This is a genomic window from Pseudomonas sp. 25 R 14, from assembly GCF_900004755.1.
Lineage (GTDB): Bacteria > Pseudomonadota > Gammaproteobacteria > Pseudomonadales > Pseudomonadaceae > Aquipseudomonas > Aquipseudomonas brenneri.
This window is the reverse complement of sequence record NZ_CVTS01000036.1, coordinates 114425-131723: the sequence shown is the minus strand read 5'-3', so window position 1 is coordinate 131723 and position 17299 is coordinate 114425. Positions and strand designations below refer to the sequence as shown.

Below are 17299 nucleotides of genomic sequence, written 5' to 3'. Positions count from 1 at the left end.
TTCTCCATGGATTGGGTAATACCTGTAGGAGCGAGCTTGCTCGCGAAAAGCGTTAACGATGGCGTGGGCATCCTGAATGCCCGCGGCGCCCTTGGGTTTTTCGCGAGCAAGCTCGCTCCTACAGTTGGGGGGGACTGTTAGAGGTGGTAGAAATCCAGCACCGAGTTGATGGTGTCGTTGAGCAGCAGCGCATGCTTGCGCGTGATCAGCCAGCTGTCGCCATGGGGCTTGAGGCTATAGGTGGCGTGGCCATAGAACTGCTCCGACATCGCCAACCGATAAAACAGCGTGTGCCAGTTCAGCCGCACCTCCAGGCAGCCGTCTGCCAGCTCGCTAATCCGCACGTTATTGATCAGGTGCAAGGTGCGCGGCATCGGCGTTGCGGAAGCCGCCTTGCCGGTGCGCAGGCGGAATACCCGGTCTTCCAGGCCCGAACGGTTGGCGTAGTAGATCAGCGACATCTCGCGCTTGGGGTCGCGGGTGTAGACGTGTTCCGAATCCCATTGCGGCAGGTGGAACTCACTCTGCGGGTCGAACAGTTGCACATAGGCATCCCAGTCCTGGGCGTCGCACAGCTCGGATTTACGGTAGAAAAACTGCTCGATCTGGTACTGCAATTGCGCGCTCATCATTTCACCTCGTGCAGTTTCAGGGCTTGGGTGTCGAGACCGTCCAGCAGGAATTTCTGCCAGTTGCGGTGCTGGTTGACGTACAGCCCTTCGTGGGTGAATTCGGTGCCGGTCATCGCAGGTGTAATGCCAATGGCTTCGCTGTTGGGCGTCGGCCCGGTTGCCCAGCGATGGCTGCCCCGGGAGATATCGCTCCAGCGTTCCAGGCGGCCCTGGAAACCGCGCTGGGCTTCGCGAAACTCCACCAGGTCGTCCGGGGTGCCCATGCCGGACACGTTGAAGAAGTCTTCAAACTGGCGGATCCGGTTCTCGCGGTCGGCGTCAGACTCGTGCTTGACCCCCAGGCACTGGCTGATGATCTCGGTCTTGTTCCACGCCACCGGGCGGATAATGCGCAGTTGTGAGCTGATCTGGTCGAGGAAGAACAGGCTCGGGTAGACGTTCAGGTTGCGCAGGCGGTGCATCATCCATTCGGCCTTGGCCTGGCCATGCTCTTGCACCAGGCGCGGCATGATGGTGGCGTAGCCCGAGCGTACGCTGGGGTTGGGCATGTCGCTGAACAACACGCTGTGGCCGTTGTTGAAGGCAAACCAGCCGTCATCGGTGTTGGCATCGCCGGCGCCGAGCTTGCTGTAGTCCAGGGTGCTGCCGGAGGCGCTGCCGTTTTCGGTGTTGACCTGCTGGCGATGCTGCACGGTGGCCACGTAGTTATAGTGCACGGTGCTGACGTGGTAGCCGTCCAGGCCGTTTTCGTTCTGCAGCTTCCAGTTGCCGTCGTAGGTGTAGGCCGACTTGCCGGGCAGCACTTCCAGCTCACCGGTGGCCGACTGCGCGACCATCATGTCGAAGAACACTTTGGCGTCGCCGAGGAAGTCTTGCAGGCTGTCGATGCCCTGCACGTCGAGGCTGATAAACACAAAGCCCTTGTAGCTCTCGATGCGCGCCTTCTTCAGGCCGCGGGTGGCCTTGTCGAAACTTTCCGGGTATTCCCCCGGCGCCTTGACCTTCACCAGGCGACCATCGCTCTTGTAGCACCAGGCGTGGAACGGGCAGGTGAAGGTGGACTGATTGCCCTTGCCGACGCGGGTCAAGGTGGTGCCGCGATGCTGGCAGGCGTTGATCAGGGCATTGAGCTGGCCTTCACCGTCGCGGGTGATGATCATCGGCTGGCGCCCGGCGCGCAGGGTCACGAAGTCATGGTTGTTGGCCAATTCGCTTTCGTGGCAGGCGTAGATCCAGTTTTTCTCGAAGATCAGTTCCATCTCCAGGTCGAACAGTTCGGGCTCGGTGAACATGTCACGGGCGATGCGGAACACTTCGTCTGCCGGGCGAAAATCCAGGCAGCTTTCGATAAAGGTTTTCCACTGCTCGACGCTTCTTGCACCACTCATGGGAGGCACCTTTTTGTTGGGTGGCTAATCGGTGGTCCATTAGAGGCGGGCAGGAGGGCGGCCAGCTATCCGCTTAGTCGGGGAAGATGGGCCGCATAGTTGGGGAGCAAGTACCCACTTGGGTGCAACGACGCAGGGGAATGCGCTACTGTCTTGCCAGGCATTTGTCGCAAAAGCCGGCTTCTTATCCACATAGTCGGCGCTTGCTATCCACCCAGTGGGCAAGTGCCTGGCGTGGCGCAGAACTTGCCTTGATCCACCGGACGCGCCGTCAGAGCGCGCTGGCCACAACCGCCGTGAGTGCAACCTGATGAGTAGCCATACACGCGATATCCGTATTGAACGTTTCGACCTTGAAGGCGCCCGCAGCTGGATGTCCGGCATCTGCGGGGCCCATCGGCTGGAAACCACCACCCCGGAACGCCTGCGATTCCACCACAGTGCCAACGTGTTCAAGTCCCGCGCCACTACGCTGGGGGTGATCGAATACGGCACCGACGTGACCATTGATATCGAAGACGCCGAACACTTCAGCAGCTACAGCCTGAGCCTGCCGCTGGTGGGCGAGCAGGAGTTGAGCAAGGGTGGCCAGCGCCTGAGCTCCAACCGCGACCAGGGCGTGATCATCTCGCCCAATGAGCACCAGGTGCTGGCGATTTCGGGGGACTGCCGCAAGCTGCAAGTGGTGATTACCCGCGCGGCGATGAGCGAAACCCTGGAGGGCCTGCTGCAGCGCCCGATTGATGCGCCGTTGCGCTTTGAGTCGGTGATGGATGCGGTGCAGGGTGCACCGGCGGCGTGGTGGCGCATGGCGCGGCACTTCATCGCGGAGCTGGAACACAGCAGCGAACTGTATGACCAGGCCGCCTTCACCCGTGACCTGGAAAGCTCGCTGATCAAGGGCCTGATCCTGGCCCAGCCGAACAACTACTCCGAAGAATTGCGCGACGTGCTGGGGGTCAAATTGCCCCACTATCTGATCCGCGCCCGCCAGTACATCCACGCCAACGCCCGCGAAGCGCTGCACCTGGAAGACCTGGAGGCGGCCACCGGCGTATCGCGGTTCAAGCTGTTCGATGCGTTTCGCAAATACTTCGCCCTGTCGCCCATGGCGTATTTGAAAAAGTACCGCCTGAGCGCAGTGCGCCAGGAAATTCTTGAACACGGGGCCACCCGCACCATCTCCGAGATCGCCCTGGGCTGGGGCTTTACCCACCTGGGAAGGTTTTCCGCCGAGTACCGCAAGCTGTTCGACGAGTCCCCCAGCCAGACCTTGCAGCGCAACGATGCCCGACGCATGCGCGGTGCCTGAACACACTGCAGATCAAAATGTGGGAGCTGGTGTTTGGGAGATTTCAGATCAGCTCTTCAAGCAATTGCAGGCAATGGCTGAGTCCCGGCGACTGGTCATTAATCCGCCGGCTGAGAATGATCGGCGAAGTCGCCGTGGCCTCGACAATCGGCGTATAGCCGATATCGGCCCGATGCAGCATCTGCACCGAGGCCGGCACCAGCGTCACGCCCATGCCCGCGCCGACCAGGCCGATGGCGGTCTGCAATTCATTGGTCCATTGCGCCACCTTGATCGCCAAGCCATGGGTGTCGAACAGTGCGATCACATGGTCGGCATAACTGGGGCGTGGGTTGCCGGGGTAGAGCACCAGTGGCTCGGCGGCCAGTTGCGCGAGCGTTACCGGCGCGCCCAGCAGCGGGTGCCCGGCGGGCAACACCGCGACCAGCCGATCCTCTACCAGCACGCGCTGGACGATGGCCGGGTCATCAATGCGAATCCGCCCGAAACCCACATCGATACGCCCGGCCTTGAGCGCTTCGACCTGTTGCAGGGTGGTCATCTCCGCCAGCCCCAGCTCCAGCTCCAGCGCGTCATGGCTGCGCAGGCGGCGAATCAGCTCCGGCAGTACGCCATACAGGGTCGAGGGGGCAAAACCGATGCCCAGCCAGGTCTTCTGCCCCAGGCCAATGCGCCGCGTGTTATCGCAGGTCTTGGCCAGTTGCTCCAACAGCACATTGGCGTGTTCATAGAAGTACCGCCCGGCTTCGGTCAGCCGCAGTGGCCGGCCACGCTCCAGCAGGACCACGCCCAATTCATCCTCCAATTGCTGGATCTGCCGGCTCAACGGCGGCTGGGCAATGTGCAGGCGTTCGGCAGCACGGGTGAAGTTCAGGGTTTCCCCCAACACCTGGAAGTAACGCAGGTGGCGCAGTTCCATACGGATTCCTCTCATACCTTGAGGGTATTGTTCGAGACCAATTCTATATTGGAAGCCAACAACAATGGGCGACAGAATCAGGCCAGACCTATAAAGAACCCAACGGGTATTGCCATGCCGATTTGTGCCATCGAGTCGATCGAGACCATCATCGTCGATCTCCCCACCATCCGCCCGCACAAGCTGGCGATGCACACCATGCAGAACCAGACCCTGGTGATCATTCGCGTGCGTTGCGCCGACGGCATCGAAGGGATTGGCGAGTCCACCACCATCGGTGGCTTGAGCTACGGCAACGAAAGCCCCGACAGCATCAAGACCAATATCGACCAACACTTTGCGCCGCTGTTGATTGGCCAGGACGCCAGCAACATCAATGCGGCCATGTTGCGCCTGGAGCGCAGCATCCGTGGCAACACCTTTGCCAAGTCCGGTATCGAAAGCGCCTTGCTCGATGCCCTCGGCAAGCGCCTGGGGCTGCCCGTCAGCGAACTGCTCGGCGGCCGCGTGCGCGATGCCTTGCCGGTGGCGTGGACCCTGGCCAGCGGCAACACCGCAAAAGACATCGAAGAAGCCGAGAAGATGCTCGACCTGCGCCGCCACCGGATCTTCAAGTTGAAGATCGGCGCCGGGGAAGTCAGCCAGGACCTGGCCCACGTGATCGCGATCAAAAAGGCCCTGGGCGAGCGCGCCAGCGTGCGGGTCGATGTCAATCAGGCCTGGGACGAAGCCGTGGCCCTGCGTGCCTGCAAGGTGCTGGGCGACAACGGTATCGATCTGATCGAGCAGCCGATCTCGCGCAATAACCGTGGCGGCATGGCCCGGCTCAACCTGTCGAGCCCGGCACCGATCATGGCGGACGAATCCATCGAGTGTGTCGAAGATGCCTTCAACCTGGCCCGCGAAGGTGCGGCCTCGGTGTTCGCGCTGAAGATCGCGAAAAACGGCGGCCCGCGCGCGGTATTGCGCACGGCGGCGATTGCCGAGGCGGCCGGTATTGGCCTGTATGGCGGCACCATGCTCGAAGGCGGGGTCGGCACCCTGGCGTCGGCCCATGCGTTTCTCACTTTGAACAAACTGGCCTGGGACACCGAGCTGTTCGGGCCGCTGCTGCTCACCGAGGACATCCTCACCGAGCCGCTGCTGTATCGCGATTTCCACCTGCATGTCTCGACCACCCCGGGTTTGGGCCTGGCCATTGATGAGGAGCGCCTGGCGTTCTTCCGTCGCGACAAACATTAAGAGGACGCCTGCGATGTTGTTCCACGTAAAAATGACCGTCAACCTGCCCGTCGATATGAACCCCGAGCGCGCGGCGGCCCTCAAGGCCGACGAAAAGGCCCTGGCCCAACGCCTGCAAGCGCAGGGTAAATGGCGCCACCTGTGGCGTATCGCCGGGCTGTACGCCAACTACAGCGTGTTCGATGTCGACAGCGTGCAGGAACTGCATGACCTGCTGATGCAACTGCCGCTCTATCCCTACATGGCCATCGAAGTGAATGCCCTTTGCCGGCATCCGTCGTCGATCCGTGAGGATGATCGCTGAGCCTGTCTAGCCACCTAATAATTACAAGATGAGGATTGCACCATGTCCATTCGACTGTCCCAGACTGCCCACGCCCAACGCTTCCTCGAAGAAGCCAGCGGCAACCTCAATGACGCCGGCAACCCACGGGCCAAGGCGCTGATCTACCGGATCCTGCGCGATACGGTGAACATCATCGAAGACTTGGAAGTGACCCCGGAAGAGTTCTGGAAGGCGGTCAACTACCTCAACGAGCTGGGCAAGAACCAGGAAGCCGGGTTGCTGGCCGCAGGCCTGGGCCTGGAGCATTACCTGGATATGTTGATGGACGCGGCCGACGAGGAAGCCGGCAAGTCCGGCGGTACCCCGCGCACCATCGAAGGGCCGTTGTATGTGGCCGGCGCGCCGCTGTCCAAGTACGAGGCGCGACTTGACGATGGCCTGGATGCGGCCGTGCCGCTGTTCATGCGCGGGCAGGTGCGCGATGTCGATGGCAAGCCATTGGCCGGGGCGATTGTGGATGTGTGGCAGGCCAATACCGGCGGCACTTACTCCTGGTTCGACCCGACGCAATCGGAGTTCAACCTGCGTCGTCGGATCGAGACCGATGCCCAGGGCAACTACCGCTTTCGCAGCATCGTCCCGTCCGGCTACGGCTGCCCACCGACCGGCCCGACCCAGCAGTTGCTCGATCAGCTGGGGCGTCACGGCCAGCGGCCGGCGCATATCCACTTCTTCATCTCGGCACCGGGGCATCGGCACCTGACCACGCAGATCAACCTGTCGGATGATCCGTACCTACATGATGACTTTGCCTATGCCACGCGGGATGAGTTGATTGCCGAGATTCGTTTCAGCGAGGATCAACAGCTGGCGCGCGAATTTGGCGTGGAAGGCAAGTTTGCGCAGATCGACTTTGACTTCGAGTTGCAGCCAGCGGTGGCATCGGTCGAGCAAAAACGCATGCAACGCGTACGCGCCCTCGAAGACTGAATGCAGTAAAAAAATGTGGGAGCGGCGGTGGAGCTGGTTATTTGCGTACGACCAGATCCAGCACCTCATCCCGATCCTTGATCTTCTGCAGCACGATCTCCGACCGAATATCCATCACCCCCGCCGTGCGGTTCAGGTGGTTCACGATAAAGTCGGAGAAGTGCTTGAGGTTGCGCGCCTGCACCCGCAGCACATAGTTGCTGGCGCCGGTGATCACATAGGCGCTGGCCACCTCCGGCCAGCCCTGGACCTTCTTGATAAACGTCTCGTGCCAATCCTCCACATCCTGGCGTAGCGACAGGTGGACGATGGCCTCCAGCTCGATGCCCAACTGCTCGGCATTGAGCACCGCGCGATAACCGCTGATCACCCCCTCACTCTCCAGCAGGCGCAAACGGCGCAGGCAGGCGGATGGCGACAGGGCGACTTTCTCCGCCAGTTCCTGGTTGCTGATACGGCCATCCTGTTGCAGGAAATGCAGGAGGCGCAGGTCGGTGGCGTCGAGAATCATGCTTAGAATTAATCCGCGTATTTGGAGGTTAAATTCGAATTTCCTACAGCTTATTAAGCCAGTTGTAGCGCACTTTGCACGAAAATTCTGCAAATCTTCGTTCATTATTTGGTCCATCGTCACCTATAAAAACAGGACTTTCCATGACCAGCCGAAACCATTGCCAGACCCTCGACGCCCAGGACCCGCTGGCGCCATTGCGCGATCAATTCGCCCTGCCGGAAGGCGTGATCTACCTTGACGGCAACTCCCTTGGGGCGCGTCCGGTGGCGGCGCTGGAGCGGGCGCAAGTGGTGATCGCCGAGGAGTGGGGCAATGGTTTGATCCGCAGCTGGAACAGTGCCGGCTGGGCCGACCTGTCCCAGCGCCTGGGCAATCGCCTGGCGCCGCTGATTGGCGCGGGCGAGGCTGAAGTGGTGATTACCGATACCACCTCGATCAACCTGTTCAAGGTGCTCAGCGCCGCCTTGACCGTGCAGCGTCAACGCCAGCCGCAGCGCAAAGTGATTGTCAGTGAGGCGAGCAACTTCCCCACCGACCTATACATCGCCGAAGGCTTGGCGGCGCTGTTGCAACAGGGCTACTCCCTGCGCCTGGTGAACAGCCCCGAGGAACTGCCGCAAGCCATCGACCAGGACACGGCGGTGGTGATGATCACCCACGTCAACTACAAGACCGGCTACATGCATGACATGCAGGCGCTGACCGCCCTGAGCCATGAATGCGGCGCGCTGGCAATCTGGGACCTGGCGCATTCGGCGGGCGCAGTGCCGATCGACCTGCACCAGGCCGGAGCCGACTACGCCATTGGCTGCACCTACAAATACCTCAACGGCGGCCCGGGCTCCCAGGCGTTTGTCTGGGTCAACCCGGCGCTGGTGGAGTTGGTGACACAGCCGCTGTCGGGCTGGTTCGGCCATAGCCGCCAGTTTGCCATGGAGTCCAACTACGTGGCGGGCAAGGGCATCACCCGCTACCTGTGCGGCACCCAGCCGATCACCTCGCTGGCGATGGTCGAGTGCGGCCTGGATATCTTCGCCCAGACCGACATGGCCAGCCTACGCCGCAAATCCCTGGCGCTGACCGACCTGTTCATCGAGCTGGTGCAAAGCCGCTGCGCCGCCCATGAATTGACCCTGATTACCCCGCTCGACCATGCCAAGCGTGGCAGTCATGTCAGCTTTGAACACCCGCAAGGCTACGCCATCGTCCAGGCCCTGATTGCCCGTGGCGTGATTGGTGATTACCGCGAGCCGAAGATCATGCGTTTTGGCTTTACCCCGCTGTACACCAGCTTCACCGAGGTGTGGGATGCGGTGCAAATCCTTGGCGAAATCCTCGACGGCAACACCTGGGACCAACCGCAATTCAAAGTGCGCCACAGCGTCACCTAAGAACACCACAAAACCCATGTAGGAGCTGGCTTGCCAGCGATGCAGGCACCTCGGTATGTCAGTGATACCGAGGCGATTTCATCGCAGGCAAGCCAGCTCCCACAGGTGCTTGGTCAGCAGTAACCATCACAATAATAAAGGGGCACGCCACGTGACCACGCCAGACAACGGCTTTGCAGCAATCACCAATCGCGAACTGGGCCTGCGGCGCCAGCTCACTTCCGGGCAGATGAGCATGATCGCCATCGGTGGCGCCATCGGCACCGGGTTGTTCATGGGCAGCGCCTACGCCATCGGTTATGCCGGGCCCAGCGTGCTGGTCAGCTACGCCATCGGCGCGTTGATTACCTTGTTGTTGATGGGCTGCCTGGCGGAGATGACGGTGGCTCATTCCACCTCTGGCTCCTTTGGCGCCTACGCCGAGTTCTATGTCAGCCCATTGGCCGGGTTCCTGGTGCGCTATGCCTACTGGGCGGCGATTGTGCTGGCGGTGGGTGCCGAAGTCACGGCGGTGGCGATGTACATGAAGTACTGGTTCGCCAACGTGCCGGAATGGGTGTGGATCGTCTCGTTCTCCAGCGTGCTGATCGTGCTCAACGCCATCAGCGTGAAGACGTTCGGTAACTTCGAGTACTGGTTCTCGACGATCAAGATCAGCGCCATCGTCGGCTTCATCATCCTCGCGGTGTATGTGGTGTTCGGCTCCGGAAACCCGGATTACGGGGTGCAGAACTACACGGCCCATGGCGGGTTTTTCCCCAATGGCCTGAGCGGTATGTGGATTGCCGTGATCGTGTCGATCTTCAGCTACTTGAGCGTGGAGATGATCGCGGTGGCGGCGGGTGAAGCCGCCGACCCGGAACAGGCGGTGAAAAAAGCCTTCCGCGCCACGATTGTGCGGCTGGTGGTGTTCTACCTGCTGACCCTGGCGCTGATGCTGGCCATCGTGCCGTGGAACCAGGCCGGGCAGAGCCAGAGCCCGTTTGTCACGGTGATGCAGACCATCGGCATTCCCGGCGCCACCGGGGTGATGAACTTTGTGATCCTGATTGCCGCGTTGTCGGCGATGAACAGTCAGCTCTACATCACCACGCGCATGATGTTCAGCCTGTCCCGCGCCGGTTTTGCACCAAAATCCATGGGCGCCCTGAGCAAAAGCGGGATCCCGCTCAATGCCCTGCTGCTGTCCAGCTCGGGCATCGCCCTGGCGACCCTGCTCAATGTGGTGTACCCGGAAAGCTCCTTCACCCTGATGATGGCCATCTCGATGTTTGGCGCGATCTTCACCTGGTTCATGATCTTCCTCACGCACCTGTTCTTCCGCCGCTACCGCAAGCGTCACGGCGGGCCGAAGTTGTCGTTCCAACTGCGGCTGTTCCCCTACAGCACACTGCTGGGGCTGGTGCTGATGGGGGCGGTGATGATCACCACGTTCTTCACCGAGGCGTTCAAGATGACCCTGGTGTTTGGTGTGCCGTTCCTGTTGATCCTGTCGACGGTGTATTACGTGTTCTTTCGCAAGCGCCGCCCAACTCCTGTAGGCGCGAGCGTGCTCGCGAAAAACCCGAGCGCGCCACGTTAAACCTGCAAGCCCGCGTTATCGTTGACGACCTTCGCGGGCAAGCCCGCTCCTACCGTGAGTGCGTTCAGCAGGGCAGTGGCATAACCCGGCAACTGCTCGAACGACCGTGCGCACAGCAGCAATTTGCGACAGGCCCAATCCTCCGTCAGGGGTTGGGCCTGCAATTGCTGGGCGTGGGGCCAGCGCTGCAACGCCGCCTGCGGCACAATCCCCAGCCCTGCGCCACGGGCGACCATGCGCATCACCCCGTCAAATCCGTCGGCGCGCACCCGTGTCTGCAAGCGAAAACCTGAGTGCAGCGCCTGTTCTTCCAGGTACACCGCCAACGCGCTGTTGGCGGCCAATCCCACATAGTCGTGGAGCAAACTGTCGATAAAACTCACCGGGCCCGCCGCCAGCGGATGACCTGTGGGCATGATCAGCACCAGCGGGTCATCGCGAAACGGCCGGGTCTGCAAGCCGTGGGTGTCCACCGCATCGGAAATGATCCCCAGGTCTGCTGCGCCCTGGCGCAAGGCGTGGGTGATGCGCAGGCTGGGCAGTTCCTGCAGGTCGATATCGAGGTTGGGATGGGTGCAGAGAAAATCCGCCAACAACTCCGGCAGGTATTCACTGAGGGCTGTGGTGTTGCACAGCAGGCGCACCTGGCCTTTGACGCCGTTGGCGTATTCGGCCAGCTCTTGTTGCAGGCGCTCGTCCTGTTGCAACAACAGCCGGGCATGACGGGCCAGGGCGTTGCCAGCGGCGGTCGGGGTCACGCCGCGCCGGCCGCGTTCCAGGAATGCGACGCCTGCCGAGGCTTCCATCGCCCGGATGCGCGCACTGGCGGCGGCCAGGGACAAATGGCTGCGGGCGGCGCCGGCGGTGATATTGCCGGTGTCGAGGATGTGCAGGTAGAGGCGCAGGTCGATCAGGTCAAAGTGCATGGCTGGAAATTCCGATAGCGTTCTCAGCCTCACACAAAACAAGAGGCTGCCTCAGTATATGGCGAATTTCCAACCCCACGCCAACCCCGCACAATCCCCCCATGACGACCTTCCTCGCGTTCTACCAAAACCTCGGCCCAGCCTTGACGTTGCTGGTGATCGGCACCTTCCTGCTGGCCGGCACCGTCAAGGGTGTGATCGGCCTGGGCCTGCCCACCGTCGCCATGGGCCTGCTCGGTCTGGCTATGTTGCCGGCGCAGGCTGCGGCCCTGCTGATCATTCCCTCGACCATCAGCAATCTCTGGCAACTGGCCTTCGGTGGGCACTTGGGCGCATTGAGCAAACGCCTGTGGCCCATGCTCCTGCTGATTTTCCTCGGCACCGGGCTCGGTTCGCTGTGGTTGGGCATGGACGGTGGTGCATGGGTGGTGCGGGCATTGGGCGGGGCATTGCTGGTGTATGCCCTGTGCGGTTTGTTTCTACCGGCGTTCAGCGTGCCTGCGGCCGCCGAGCGTTGGCTGGGCCCGGTGTGTGGCCTGCTGACAGGGATCATCACCTCGGCCACCGGCGTCTTCGTGATCCCGGCCGTGCCCTACCTGCAAGCACTGGGCTTGAGCCGTGACCAACTGGTGCAGGCGCTGGGCCTGTCCTTCACCGTCTCCACCCTGGCCCTGGCGGCCGGGCTGCTCTGGCGCGGTAACCTCGGTGCTGGCGAACTCAATGCCTCGCTGTTGGCGCTGGTGCCGGCGCTGCTGGGCATGTGGCTGGGGCAAAAGCTGCGCCAGCGCATCAGTGCCGTGCTGTTCAAGCGCGTGTTCTTCATCGGCATGGCGGCCTTGGGTGGGCATCTGTTGATGCGTGGTTGAAGCAATAATCAAATGGCTATTCGTGCGTTTAAGTCAAAAGCGTTTTGCCGATCCACGGCTTATTCACCCGAGGGGTTGCCGGTAGCCTGCGCTCATACATTTTCAGCCTTCAGGTTAACCCCCCATGAAAAAAGTTCTGTTGCTCAACGGTGGTAAAAAATTCGCCCACTCTGACGGTCGCTACAACAACACCCTGCACGACGCCGCCCTGGCCGTGCTGGACCGTGGTGGTATCGACGTGAAAGTCACCCATATCGACGCCGGCTATGACGTCGCTGAAGAAGTCGCCAAGTTCCTCTGGGCCGACGTGATCATCTACCAGATGCCCGGCTGGTGGATGGGCGCACCGTGGATCGTCAAGAAGTACATCGACGAGGTGTTCACCGAAGGCCACGGCAGCCTGTACGCCAGCGATGGCCGCACCCGTTCCGATGCGTCGCAGAAATACGGCAGCGGCGGCCTGATCCAGGGCAAGCAATACATGTTGTCGCTGACCTGGAACGCGCCGCAGGCGGCCTTCGACGATCCGAGCGATTTCTTCGAAGCCAAGGGTGTGGATGCGGTGTACTTCCCGTTCCACAAGGCCAACCAGTTTCTCGGCATGAGTGGCCTGCCGACGTTCCTCTGTGTGGACGTGATGAAACGCCCATCCATCGAAGCCGATGTGCTGCGCTACGAGCAGCATCTGGCCCAGGTGTTTAACCTGGCGCTGTAATACGGCTAGTATCCACGCAGCCGTATTCACGAGGATTCACGTTGAAAGCCCGATCCGATGAGCTACAGATCTTTGTCTGCGTGATTGAATGCGGGTCGATTTCCGCCGCTGCCGAACAGGTCGGGCAGACGCCTTCGGCGGTCAGCCGTACCTTGTCGCGGCTTGAAGCCAAGCTCGACACCACCCTGATCAACCGCACTACACGACGCATGGACCTGACCGAAGAGGGCAAGTACTTCTTCGAGCAGGCCAAGCTGATCCTGGCGCAGATGGAGGAGTTGGAAGAGCGTCTGTCATCGCGACACCAAACCCCCTCCGGGCGCTTGCGGATCAACGCCGCATCGCCGTTCATGCTGCATGCCATCGTGCCGTACGTCGCTGAGTTCCGCCGCCTGTACCCGGATATCCAGCTGGAGCTCAACAGCAACGACCTGATCATCGACCTGCTGGAGCAGAGCACCGATATTGCGATCCGCATCGGCACCCTGGCGGATTCGACCCTGCACGCCCGCTCCCTGGGCTGCAGCCCGCTGCATATCCTCGCCAGCCCCGCGTACCTTGCGCAGCACGGTACGCCGAGCACGGTGGCCGAGTTGGCGAACCACACGTTGCTGGGCTTCACCCAGACCGAAACCCTCAACCACTGGCCGCTGCGCCATGTGCAGGGTGATCGCTGGCAGATCGAACCGGGGATTGCCGCGTCCAGCGGTGAAACCCTGCGCCAGTTGGCGCTGGAAGGGCAGGGGATCGCCTGCCTGTCGCATTTCATGACCATCGAAGACATCAACGCCGGCCGCTTGCAGACGGTACTCGCCCCGTTCAACAGCGGTTATCGCCAGCCGATCAATGCGGTGTACTACCGCAACTCGCAACTGGCCCTGCGTATCCAGTGCTTCTTGGACTTTATCCAGGAGAAGTTGGCGCGCTACGCCGACTAGCTGCGCTTTGCGCATTTGCGTACCATTCCCGGCCTCACTCCCCGCCACTCCCCGGTATACCCATGAAGCTCTCTCGTCTGCGCGCCGACGCCCTGGCCGGACTGACCACGTCTTTTGCCTTGCTGCCCGAATGCATCGCCTTTGCTCTGGTGGCCCACCTCAACCCGCTGATGGGGCTCTACGGCGCCTTCATCATCTGTACCTTGACCGCGTTGTTCGGCGGTCGGCCGGGGATGGTCTCGGGGGCGGCGGGGTCGATGGCGGTGGTGATCGTCGCGCTGGTGGTGCAACACGGGGTGGAGTACTTGCTGGCGACGGTGTTGCTGGGCGGCCTGATCATGATTGCCTTCGGCCTGCTGCGCCTGGGCAAACTGGTGCGCATGGTGCCGCACCCGGTGATGCTCGGTTTCGTCAACGGCCTGGCGATCATCATTGCCCTGGCGCAACTGGAGCATTTCAAGAGTGGTGAGGCCTGGCTCAGCGGCACGCCGCTGTATGTGATGACGGGGCTGGTGGCGGCCACCATGGCCATCGTCTACCTGCTGCCGCGCCTGACCCGCGCGGTACCGCCGGCGCTGGTGGCGATTCTCGGCGTGGGGCTTGCGGTGTACCTGCTGGGCTTGCCCACCCGCACCCTGGGCGACATGGCCCATATCGCCGGTGGCCTGCCGACCTTCGCGCTGCCGCAGATTCCCTGGACCCTGGAAACCCTCGGCATCATTGCGCCTTACGCGTTTTTGATGGCGATGGTGGGGTTGCTGGAAACCCTGCTGACCCTGAACCTCACCGATGAAATCACCGAGACCCGCGGCTACCCCGACCGTGAAAGCGTGGCCCTGGGCGCGGCGAATATGGTCAGCGGGGTGTTTGGCGGCATGGGCGGCTGCGCGATGATCGGGCAGACGGTGATCAACCTCAGCTCGGGCGGGCGCGGGCGTTTTTCCGGGGTGTTTGCCGGGGTGATGATCCTGCTGTTTATCCTGTTTCTGTCGCCGCTGATCGAGCGCATTCCCCTGGCGGCGCTGGTAGGGGTGATGTTCGTGGTGTCCCAGCAGACCTTTGCCTGGGCGTCGCTGCGGGTCATCAACAAAGTGCCGCTCAATGATGTGCTGGTGATCATTGCGGTGACGGTGATTACAGTATTCACCGACCTGGCCACCGCAGTGCTGTGCGGGATTGTGATTGCCGCGCTCAATTTTGCCTGGCAACAGGCCCGCGAGCTGTATGCCGATGAACACCTGGAGGCTGATGGCAGCAAGCTCTACCGGCTGCACGGCACCTTGTTCTTTGCCTCGACCACGCCGTTCCTCAACCAGTTCGACCCGGCCAACGACCCGCAGCAGGTGACACTCGATTGCCGGCACCTGAGCTTTGTCGACTACTCCGCCATCGCGGCGTTGATGACCTTGCGCGAGCGCTACAGCAAGGCTGGCAAGCACCTGCGGGTGCTGCACTTGTCCGAGCGCTGCAAGAAATTGCTCAAGCGCGCGCGGGTGCAGCACGACTGATCCCCCCTGTAGGAGCGAGCTCGCTCGCGAAAAGCGTCAACGATAACGCGGGCTTTCTGGATACACGCGGCGATCTCAGGTTTTTCGCGGGCAAGCCCGCTCCCACAGGGATCAAGGCCCGACGAGATTTTCCAGTTCTTCGGCGCGGGTCTGGGTCATGTCCAGCACACAGCCGGAGCCGTTGACCTGATCGATGCTACCGCCGGTCGCGGAGCCGGCGAAGGCGCAATTGGCATCGCGGTATTTGATCCACAGGCGCTGCACAGCCTGCAACTGTTGCTTGCGCGGGCCTTGCTGGGCCTGCAGCGCGGTCTTGTAGGCGCTGTTCAGGCGCTTGTCCTGGATCTTGGTTTCCTGGGCGTTGCAGCCGACTATCGCGCCGGTGTTGCTGGCGTTGTCCAGACACTTTTGCAGCGCCGGGCTGCTGGCCGCTGCGGTGCCGGACAAGGCCAGCAATAGCGCGCTGGCGGCGAGGGTTGTGCGGTTCATGGTGGATTTCCTGAGGGGATTCGATGCGCAATCTATGACCGGAAAGCGGCAGTCGAGTTTCCCGTACCCACTACAGCCTGCATGTAAGAACTATCCCCCGATTTTCATCTTTGCTCTGCGGGCATGTCCCAAAGCGACAGCGCTTATCCGTTCGCGAAAATTACTTTCATAAAATTTGAAAATATTCCTCGGTAATGATTTATGAGTTTCACAACCAATTCGACGTGACCCTTTCCGAGGAGTACCGCATGGCCGCATCACCGGGCATCTGGCTGTTGGCATACGCTGCCATCGCCATCATTGCATTGATCGTGCTGATTGCACGTTATCGGCTCAATCCGTTTATCGTTATCACCTTGGTGTCCATTGGCCTGGCGCTGCTGGCCGGGATGCCGGCGGATACGATCATGGGCTCCTATGAAGCGGGTGTCGGCAAGACCCTGGGGCATATTGCGCTGGTGGTGGCCCTGGGCACGATGCTCGGCAAGATGATGGCCGAGTCCGGTGGTGCCGAGCAGGTGGCACGTACCCTGATCGACCGCTTCGGCGAGCGTAATGCCCATTGGGCCATGGTGTGCATTGCCTTCCTGGTGGGGCTGCCGTTGTTTTTCGAGGTCGGTTTTGTATTGCTGGTGCCGATTGCCTTTACCGTGGCCCGGCGCGTGGGTGTGTCGATCCTGATGGTCGGCCTGCCGATGGTTGCCGGCCTGTCAGTGGTACATGCCCTGGTACCACCACACCCGGCGGCGATGATGGCGGTGCTGGCGTACAACGCCTCCGTCGGGCAGACCGTGCTGTATGCGATTTTGATCGGCATCCCTACCGCGATCATCGCCGGCCCGGTGTACGCCAAGTTCATCGTGCCGCGCATTCACTTGCCTGCCGAGAACCCGCTGGAGCGCCAGTTCATCGAGCGCGAACCACGCACCCGTCTGCCAAGTTTTGGCCTGACCATGGGCACGATCCTGTTGCCAGTGGTGCTGATGATGATCGGCGGTTGGGCCAACCTGATCTCCACGCCGGGCACTGGCTTCAACCAGTTCCTGTTGTTTATCGGCAACTCGGTGATCGCCTTGCTGGTGGCGACCCTGCTCAGCTTCTGGACCCTGGGCCTGGCCCAGGGCTTTAACCGCGAGTCGATCCTCAAGTTCACCAACGAATGCCTGGCACCGACCGCCAGCATCACCTTGCTGGTGGGCGCGGGCGGTGGCTTGAACCGGATCCTGGTGGACGCCGGCGTGACCCACGAAATCCTCGGCATGGCCAATGCCTTCAACCTGTCGCCGCTGGTGATGGGCTGGTTGTTCGCCGCGCTGATGCGCATTGCCACCGGCTCGGCCACTGTGGCCATGACCACCGCTTCGGGCGTTGTCGCACCCGTGGCCCTGGGCCTGGGTTATCCACACCCGGAATTGCTGGTGCTGGCGACCGGTGCTGGCTCGGTGATCTTTTCCCACGTCAACGACGGCGGCTTCTGGCTGATCAAGGAATACTTCAATATGACGGTGATCCAGACCTTCAAGACCTGGACCGTGCTGGAGACTTTGATTTCGCTGGTCGCCTTCGGTCTGACCTATGGTCTGTCCTGCATCTTGTAACCC

General features: G+C 61.6%; 17 protein-coding genes and 1 pseudogene. 12 read left to right on the top strand and 6 right to left on the bottom strand.

The features are described 5' to 3' along the window. Nucleotides 1-6: 6 nt before the first annotated feature. Nucleotides 7-126: pseudogene (locus BFQ03_RS31070) on the top strand (outer membrane lipoprotein carrier protein LolA); the annotation flags it as partial. A gap of 11 nt (nt 127-137) precedes the next feature. Here BFQ03_RS31070 and antB read toward each other — a convergent pair. Both antB and antA read right to left on the bottom strand, forming a co-directional pair. Further along, nucleotides 138-629 (bottom strand): anthranilate 1,2-dioxygenase small subunit, encoded by a 492-nt coding sequence (antB, locus tag BFQ03_RS09845; protein WP_065942971.1) that lies wholly within the window; start codon nt 627-629, stop codon nt 138-140. Beyond that, on the bottom strand, nt 629-2020 hold the full coding sequence (gene antA, locus BFQ03_RS09840) for an anthranilate 1,2-dioxygenase large subunit (protein ID WP_065942970.1): 1392 nt from the start codon (nt 2018-2020) through the stop codon (nt 629-631). Before antA ends, antB begins: the two co-directional genes overlap by 1 nt. A 310-nt stretch (nt 2021-2330) precedes the next feature. Between antA and BFQ03_RS09835 the strand changes: the two genes are divergently transcribed. Then, nucleotides 2331-3332, top strand: a complete 1002-nt coding sequence (locus BFQ03_RS09835) for an AraC family transcriptional regulator (RefSeq protein WP_065942969.1) — start codon at nt 2331-2333, stop codon at nt 3330-3332. Nucleotides 3333-3375: 43 nt separating this feature from the next. Here BFQ03_RS09835 and BFQ03_RS09830 read toward each other — a convergent pair whose 3' ends face one another. Next, complete coding sequence (locus BFQ03_RS09830) at nt 3376-4251, bottom strand: LysR family transcriptional regulator (RefSeq protein WP_065942968.1); 876 nt, start codon at nt 4249-4251, stop codon at nt 3376-3378. A 114-nt stretch (nt 4252-4365) separates the two neighbouring features. On the opposite strand from BFQ03_RS09830, the gene BFQ03_RS09825 reads away from it, so the two are divergent. The 3 genes from BFQ03_RS09825 to catA are packed head-to-tail and all read left to right on the top strand — an operon-like array spanning nt 4366 to nt 6769. Further along, nucleotides 4366-5493, top strand: a complete 1128-nt coding sequence (locus tag BFQ03_RS09825; RefSeq protein WP_065942967.1) for a muconate cycloisomerase family protein — start codon at nt 4366-4368, stop codon at nt 5491-5493. A 13-nt stretch (nt 5494-5506) separates the two neighbouring features. Next, nucleotides 5507-5797 carry a muconolactone Delta-isomerase gene (catC, locus tag BFQ03_RS09820; protein ID WP_032862821.1) on the top strand — a complete coding sequence of 97 codons (291 nt, stop codon included), beginning with the start codon at nt 5507-5509 and terminating at the stop codon, nt 5795-5797. A 42-nt stretch (nt 5798-5839) separates the two neighbouring features. Beyond that, nucleotides 5840-6769: a catechol 1,2-dioxygenase gene (gene catA, locus BFQ03_RS09815; RefSeq protein WP_032862822.1), complete on the top strand. Its 930-nt coding sequence runs from the start codon at nt 5840-5842 to the stop codon at nt 6767-6769. Nucleotides 6770-6806: 37 nt separating this feature from the next. Here catA and BFQ03_RS09810 read toward each other — a convergent pair whose 3' ends face one another. After that, nucleotides 6807-7280 carry an Lrp/AsnC family transcriptional regulator gene (locus BFQ03_RS09810; RefSeq protein WP_017531067.1) on the bottom strand — a complete coding sequence of 158 codons (474 nt, stop codon included), beginning with the start codon at nt 7278-7280 and terminating at the stop codon, nt 6807-6809. Nucleotides 7281-7423: 143 nt separating this feature from the next. Between BFQ03_RS09810 and kynU the strand changes: the two genes are divergently transcribed. Then, nucleotides 7424-8674, top strand: a complete 1251-nt coding sequence (gene kynU, locus BFQ03_RS09805) for a kynureninase (RefSeq protein ID WP_065942966.1) — start codon at nt 7424-7426, stop codon at nt 8672-8674. Between the two features lie 151 nt (nt 8675-8825). Continuing rightward, nucleotides 8826-10256, top strand: a complete 1431-nt coding sequence (locus BFQ03_RS09800; protein WP_032862826.1) for an amino acid permease — start codon at nt 8826-8828, stop codon at nt 10254-10256. On the opposite strand, the gene BFQ03_RS09795 is transcribed toward BFQ03_RS09800, so the two are convergent. Further along, nucleotides 10253-11182, bottom strand: coding sequence for a LysR substrate-binding domain-containing protein (locus BFQ03_RS09795; protein WP_065942965.1), 930 nt, complete (start codon nt 11180-11182; stop codon nt 10253-10255). The two genes, BFQ03_RS09800 and BFQ03_RS09795, sit on opposite strands and share 4 nt — an antisense overlap. A gap of 101 nt (nt 11183-11283) precedes the next feature. Between BFQ03_RS09795 and BFQ03_RS09790 the strand changes: the two genes are divergently transcribed. The 4 genes from BFQ03_RS09790 (at nt 11284) to BFQ03_RS09775 (ending at nt 15209) form a co-directional block, all read left to right on the top strand. Further along, nucleotides 11284-12048, top strand: coding sequence for a sulfite exporter TauE/SafE family protein (locus tag BFQ03_RS09790; protein WP_065942964.1), 765 nt, complete (start codon nt 11284-11286; stop codon nt 12046-12048). Between the two features lie 124 nt (nt 12049-12172). Then, a complete protein-coding gene (locus BFQ03_RS09785; protein WP_065942963.1) occupies nt 12173-12763 on the top strand; it encodes an NADPH:quinone oxidoreductase MdaB in 591 nt (196 codons plus the stop codon). A gap of 41 nt (nt 12764-12804) precedes the next feature. Continuing rightward, nucleotides 12805-13701 carry a LysR family transcriptional regulator gene (locus BFQ03_RS09780; protein WP_065942962.1) on the top strand — a complete coding sequence of 299 codons (897 nt, stop codon included), beginning with the start codon at nt 12805-12807 and terminating at the stop codon, nt 13699-13701. Between the two features lie 62 nt (nt 13702-13763). Continuing rightward, complete coding sequence (locus BFQ03_RS09775) at nt 13764-15209, top strand: SulP family inorganic anion transporter (RefSeq protein WP_032862831.1); 1446 nt, start codon at nt 13764-13766, stop codon at nt 15207-15209. A 111-nt stretch (nt 15210-15320) separates the two neighbouring features. Here the strand turns inward: BFQ03_RS09775 and BFQ03_RS09770 are convergent, their stop codons facing one another. Then, a complete protein-coding gene (locus tag BFQ03_RS09770; protein ID WP_065942961.1) occupies nt 15321-15698 on the bottom strand; it encodes a lysozyme inhibitor LprI family protein in 378 nt (125 codons plus the stop codon). Nucleotides 15699-15892: 194 nt separating this feature from the next. Between BFQ03_RS09770 and BFQ03_RS09765 the strand changes: the two genes are divergently transcribed. Continuing rightward, on the top strand, nt 15893-17296 hold the full coding sequence (locus BFQ03_RS09765; RefSeq protein ID WP_065942960.1) for a GntT/GntP/DsdX family permease: 1404 nt from the start codon (nt 15893-15895) through the stop codon (nt 17294-17296). The last annotated feature ends 3 nt before the right edge of the window (nt 17297-17299 follow it).

Bases quoted from the DNA above. Each gene is read 5' to 3' on its own strand.
- BFQ03_RS09810 (WP_017531067.1), bottom strand. From the start codon at position 7,280: ATGATTCTCGACGCCACCGACCTGCGCCTCCTGCATTTCCTGCAACAG.
- kynU (WP_065942966.1), top strand. From the start codon at position 7,424: ATGACCAGCCGAAACCATTGCCAGACCCTCGACGCCCAGGACCCGCTG.
- BFQ03_RS09830 (WP_065942968.1), bottom strand. From the start codon at position 4,251: ATGGAACTGCGCCACCTGCGTTACTTCCAGGTGTTGGGGGAAACCCTG.
- antA (WP_065942970.1), bottom strand. From the start codon at position 2,020: ATGAGTGGTGCAAGAAGCGTCGAGCAGTGGAAAACCTTTATCGAAAGC.
- BFQ03_RS09795 (WP_065942965.1), bottom strand. From the start codon at position 11,182: ATGCACTTTGACCTGATCGACCTGCGCCTCTACCTGCACATCCTCGAC.
- BFQ03_RS09765 (WP_065942960.1), top strand. From the start codon at position 15,893: ATGATTTATGAGTTTCACAACCAATTCGACGTGACCCTTTCCGAGGAG.
- BFQ03_RS09785 (WP_065942963.1), top strand. From the start codon at position 12,173: ATGAAAAAAGTTCTGTTGCTCAACGGTGGTAAAAAATTCGCCCACTCT.
- BFQ03_RS09835 (WP_065942969.1), top strand. From the start codon at position 2,331: ATGAGTAGCCATACACGCGATATCCGTATTGAACGTTTCGACCTTGAA.
- BFQ03_RS09790 (WP_065942964.1), top strand. From the start codon at position 11,284: ATGACGACCTTCCTCGCGTTCTACCAAAACCTCGGCCCAGCCTTGACG.
- catA (WP_032862822.1), top strand. From the start codon at position 5,840: ATGTCCATTCGACTGTCCCAGACTGCCCACGCCCAACGCTTCCTCGAA.
- antB (WP_065942971.1), bottom strand. From the start codon at position 629: ATGAGCGCGCAATTGCAGTACCAGATCGAGCAGTTTTTCTACCGTAAA.
- BFQ03_RS09770 (WP_065942961.1), bottom strand. From the start codon at position 15,698: ATGAACCGCACAACCCTCGCCGCCAGCGCGCTATTGCTGGCCTTGTCC.
- catC (WP_032862821.1), top strand. From the start codon at position 5,507: ATGTTGTTCCACGTAAAAATGACCGTCAACCTGCCCGTCGATATGAAC.
- BFQ03_RS09775 (WP_032862831.1), top strand. From the start codon at position 13,764: ATGAAGCTCTCTCGTCTGCGCGCCGACGCCCTGGCCGGACTGACCACG.
- BFQ03_RS09825 (WP_065942967.1), top strand. From the start codon at position 4,366: ATGCCGATTTGTGCCATCGAGTCGATCGAGACCATCATCGTCGATCTC.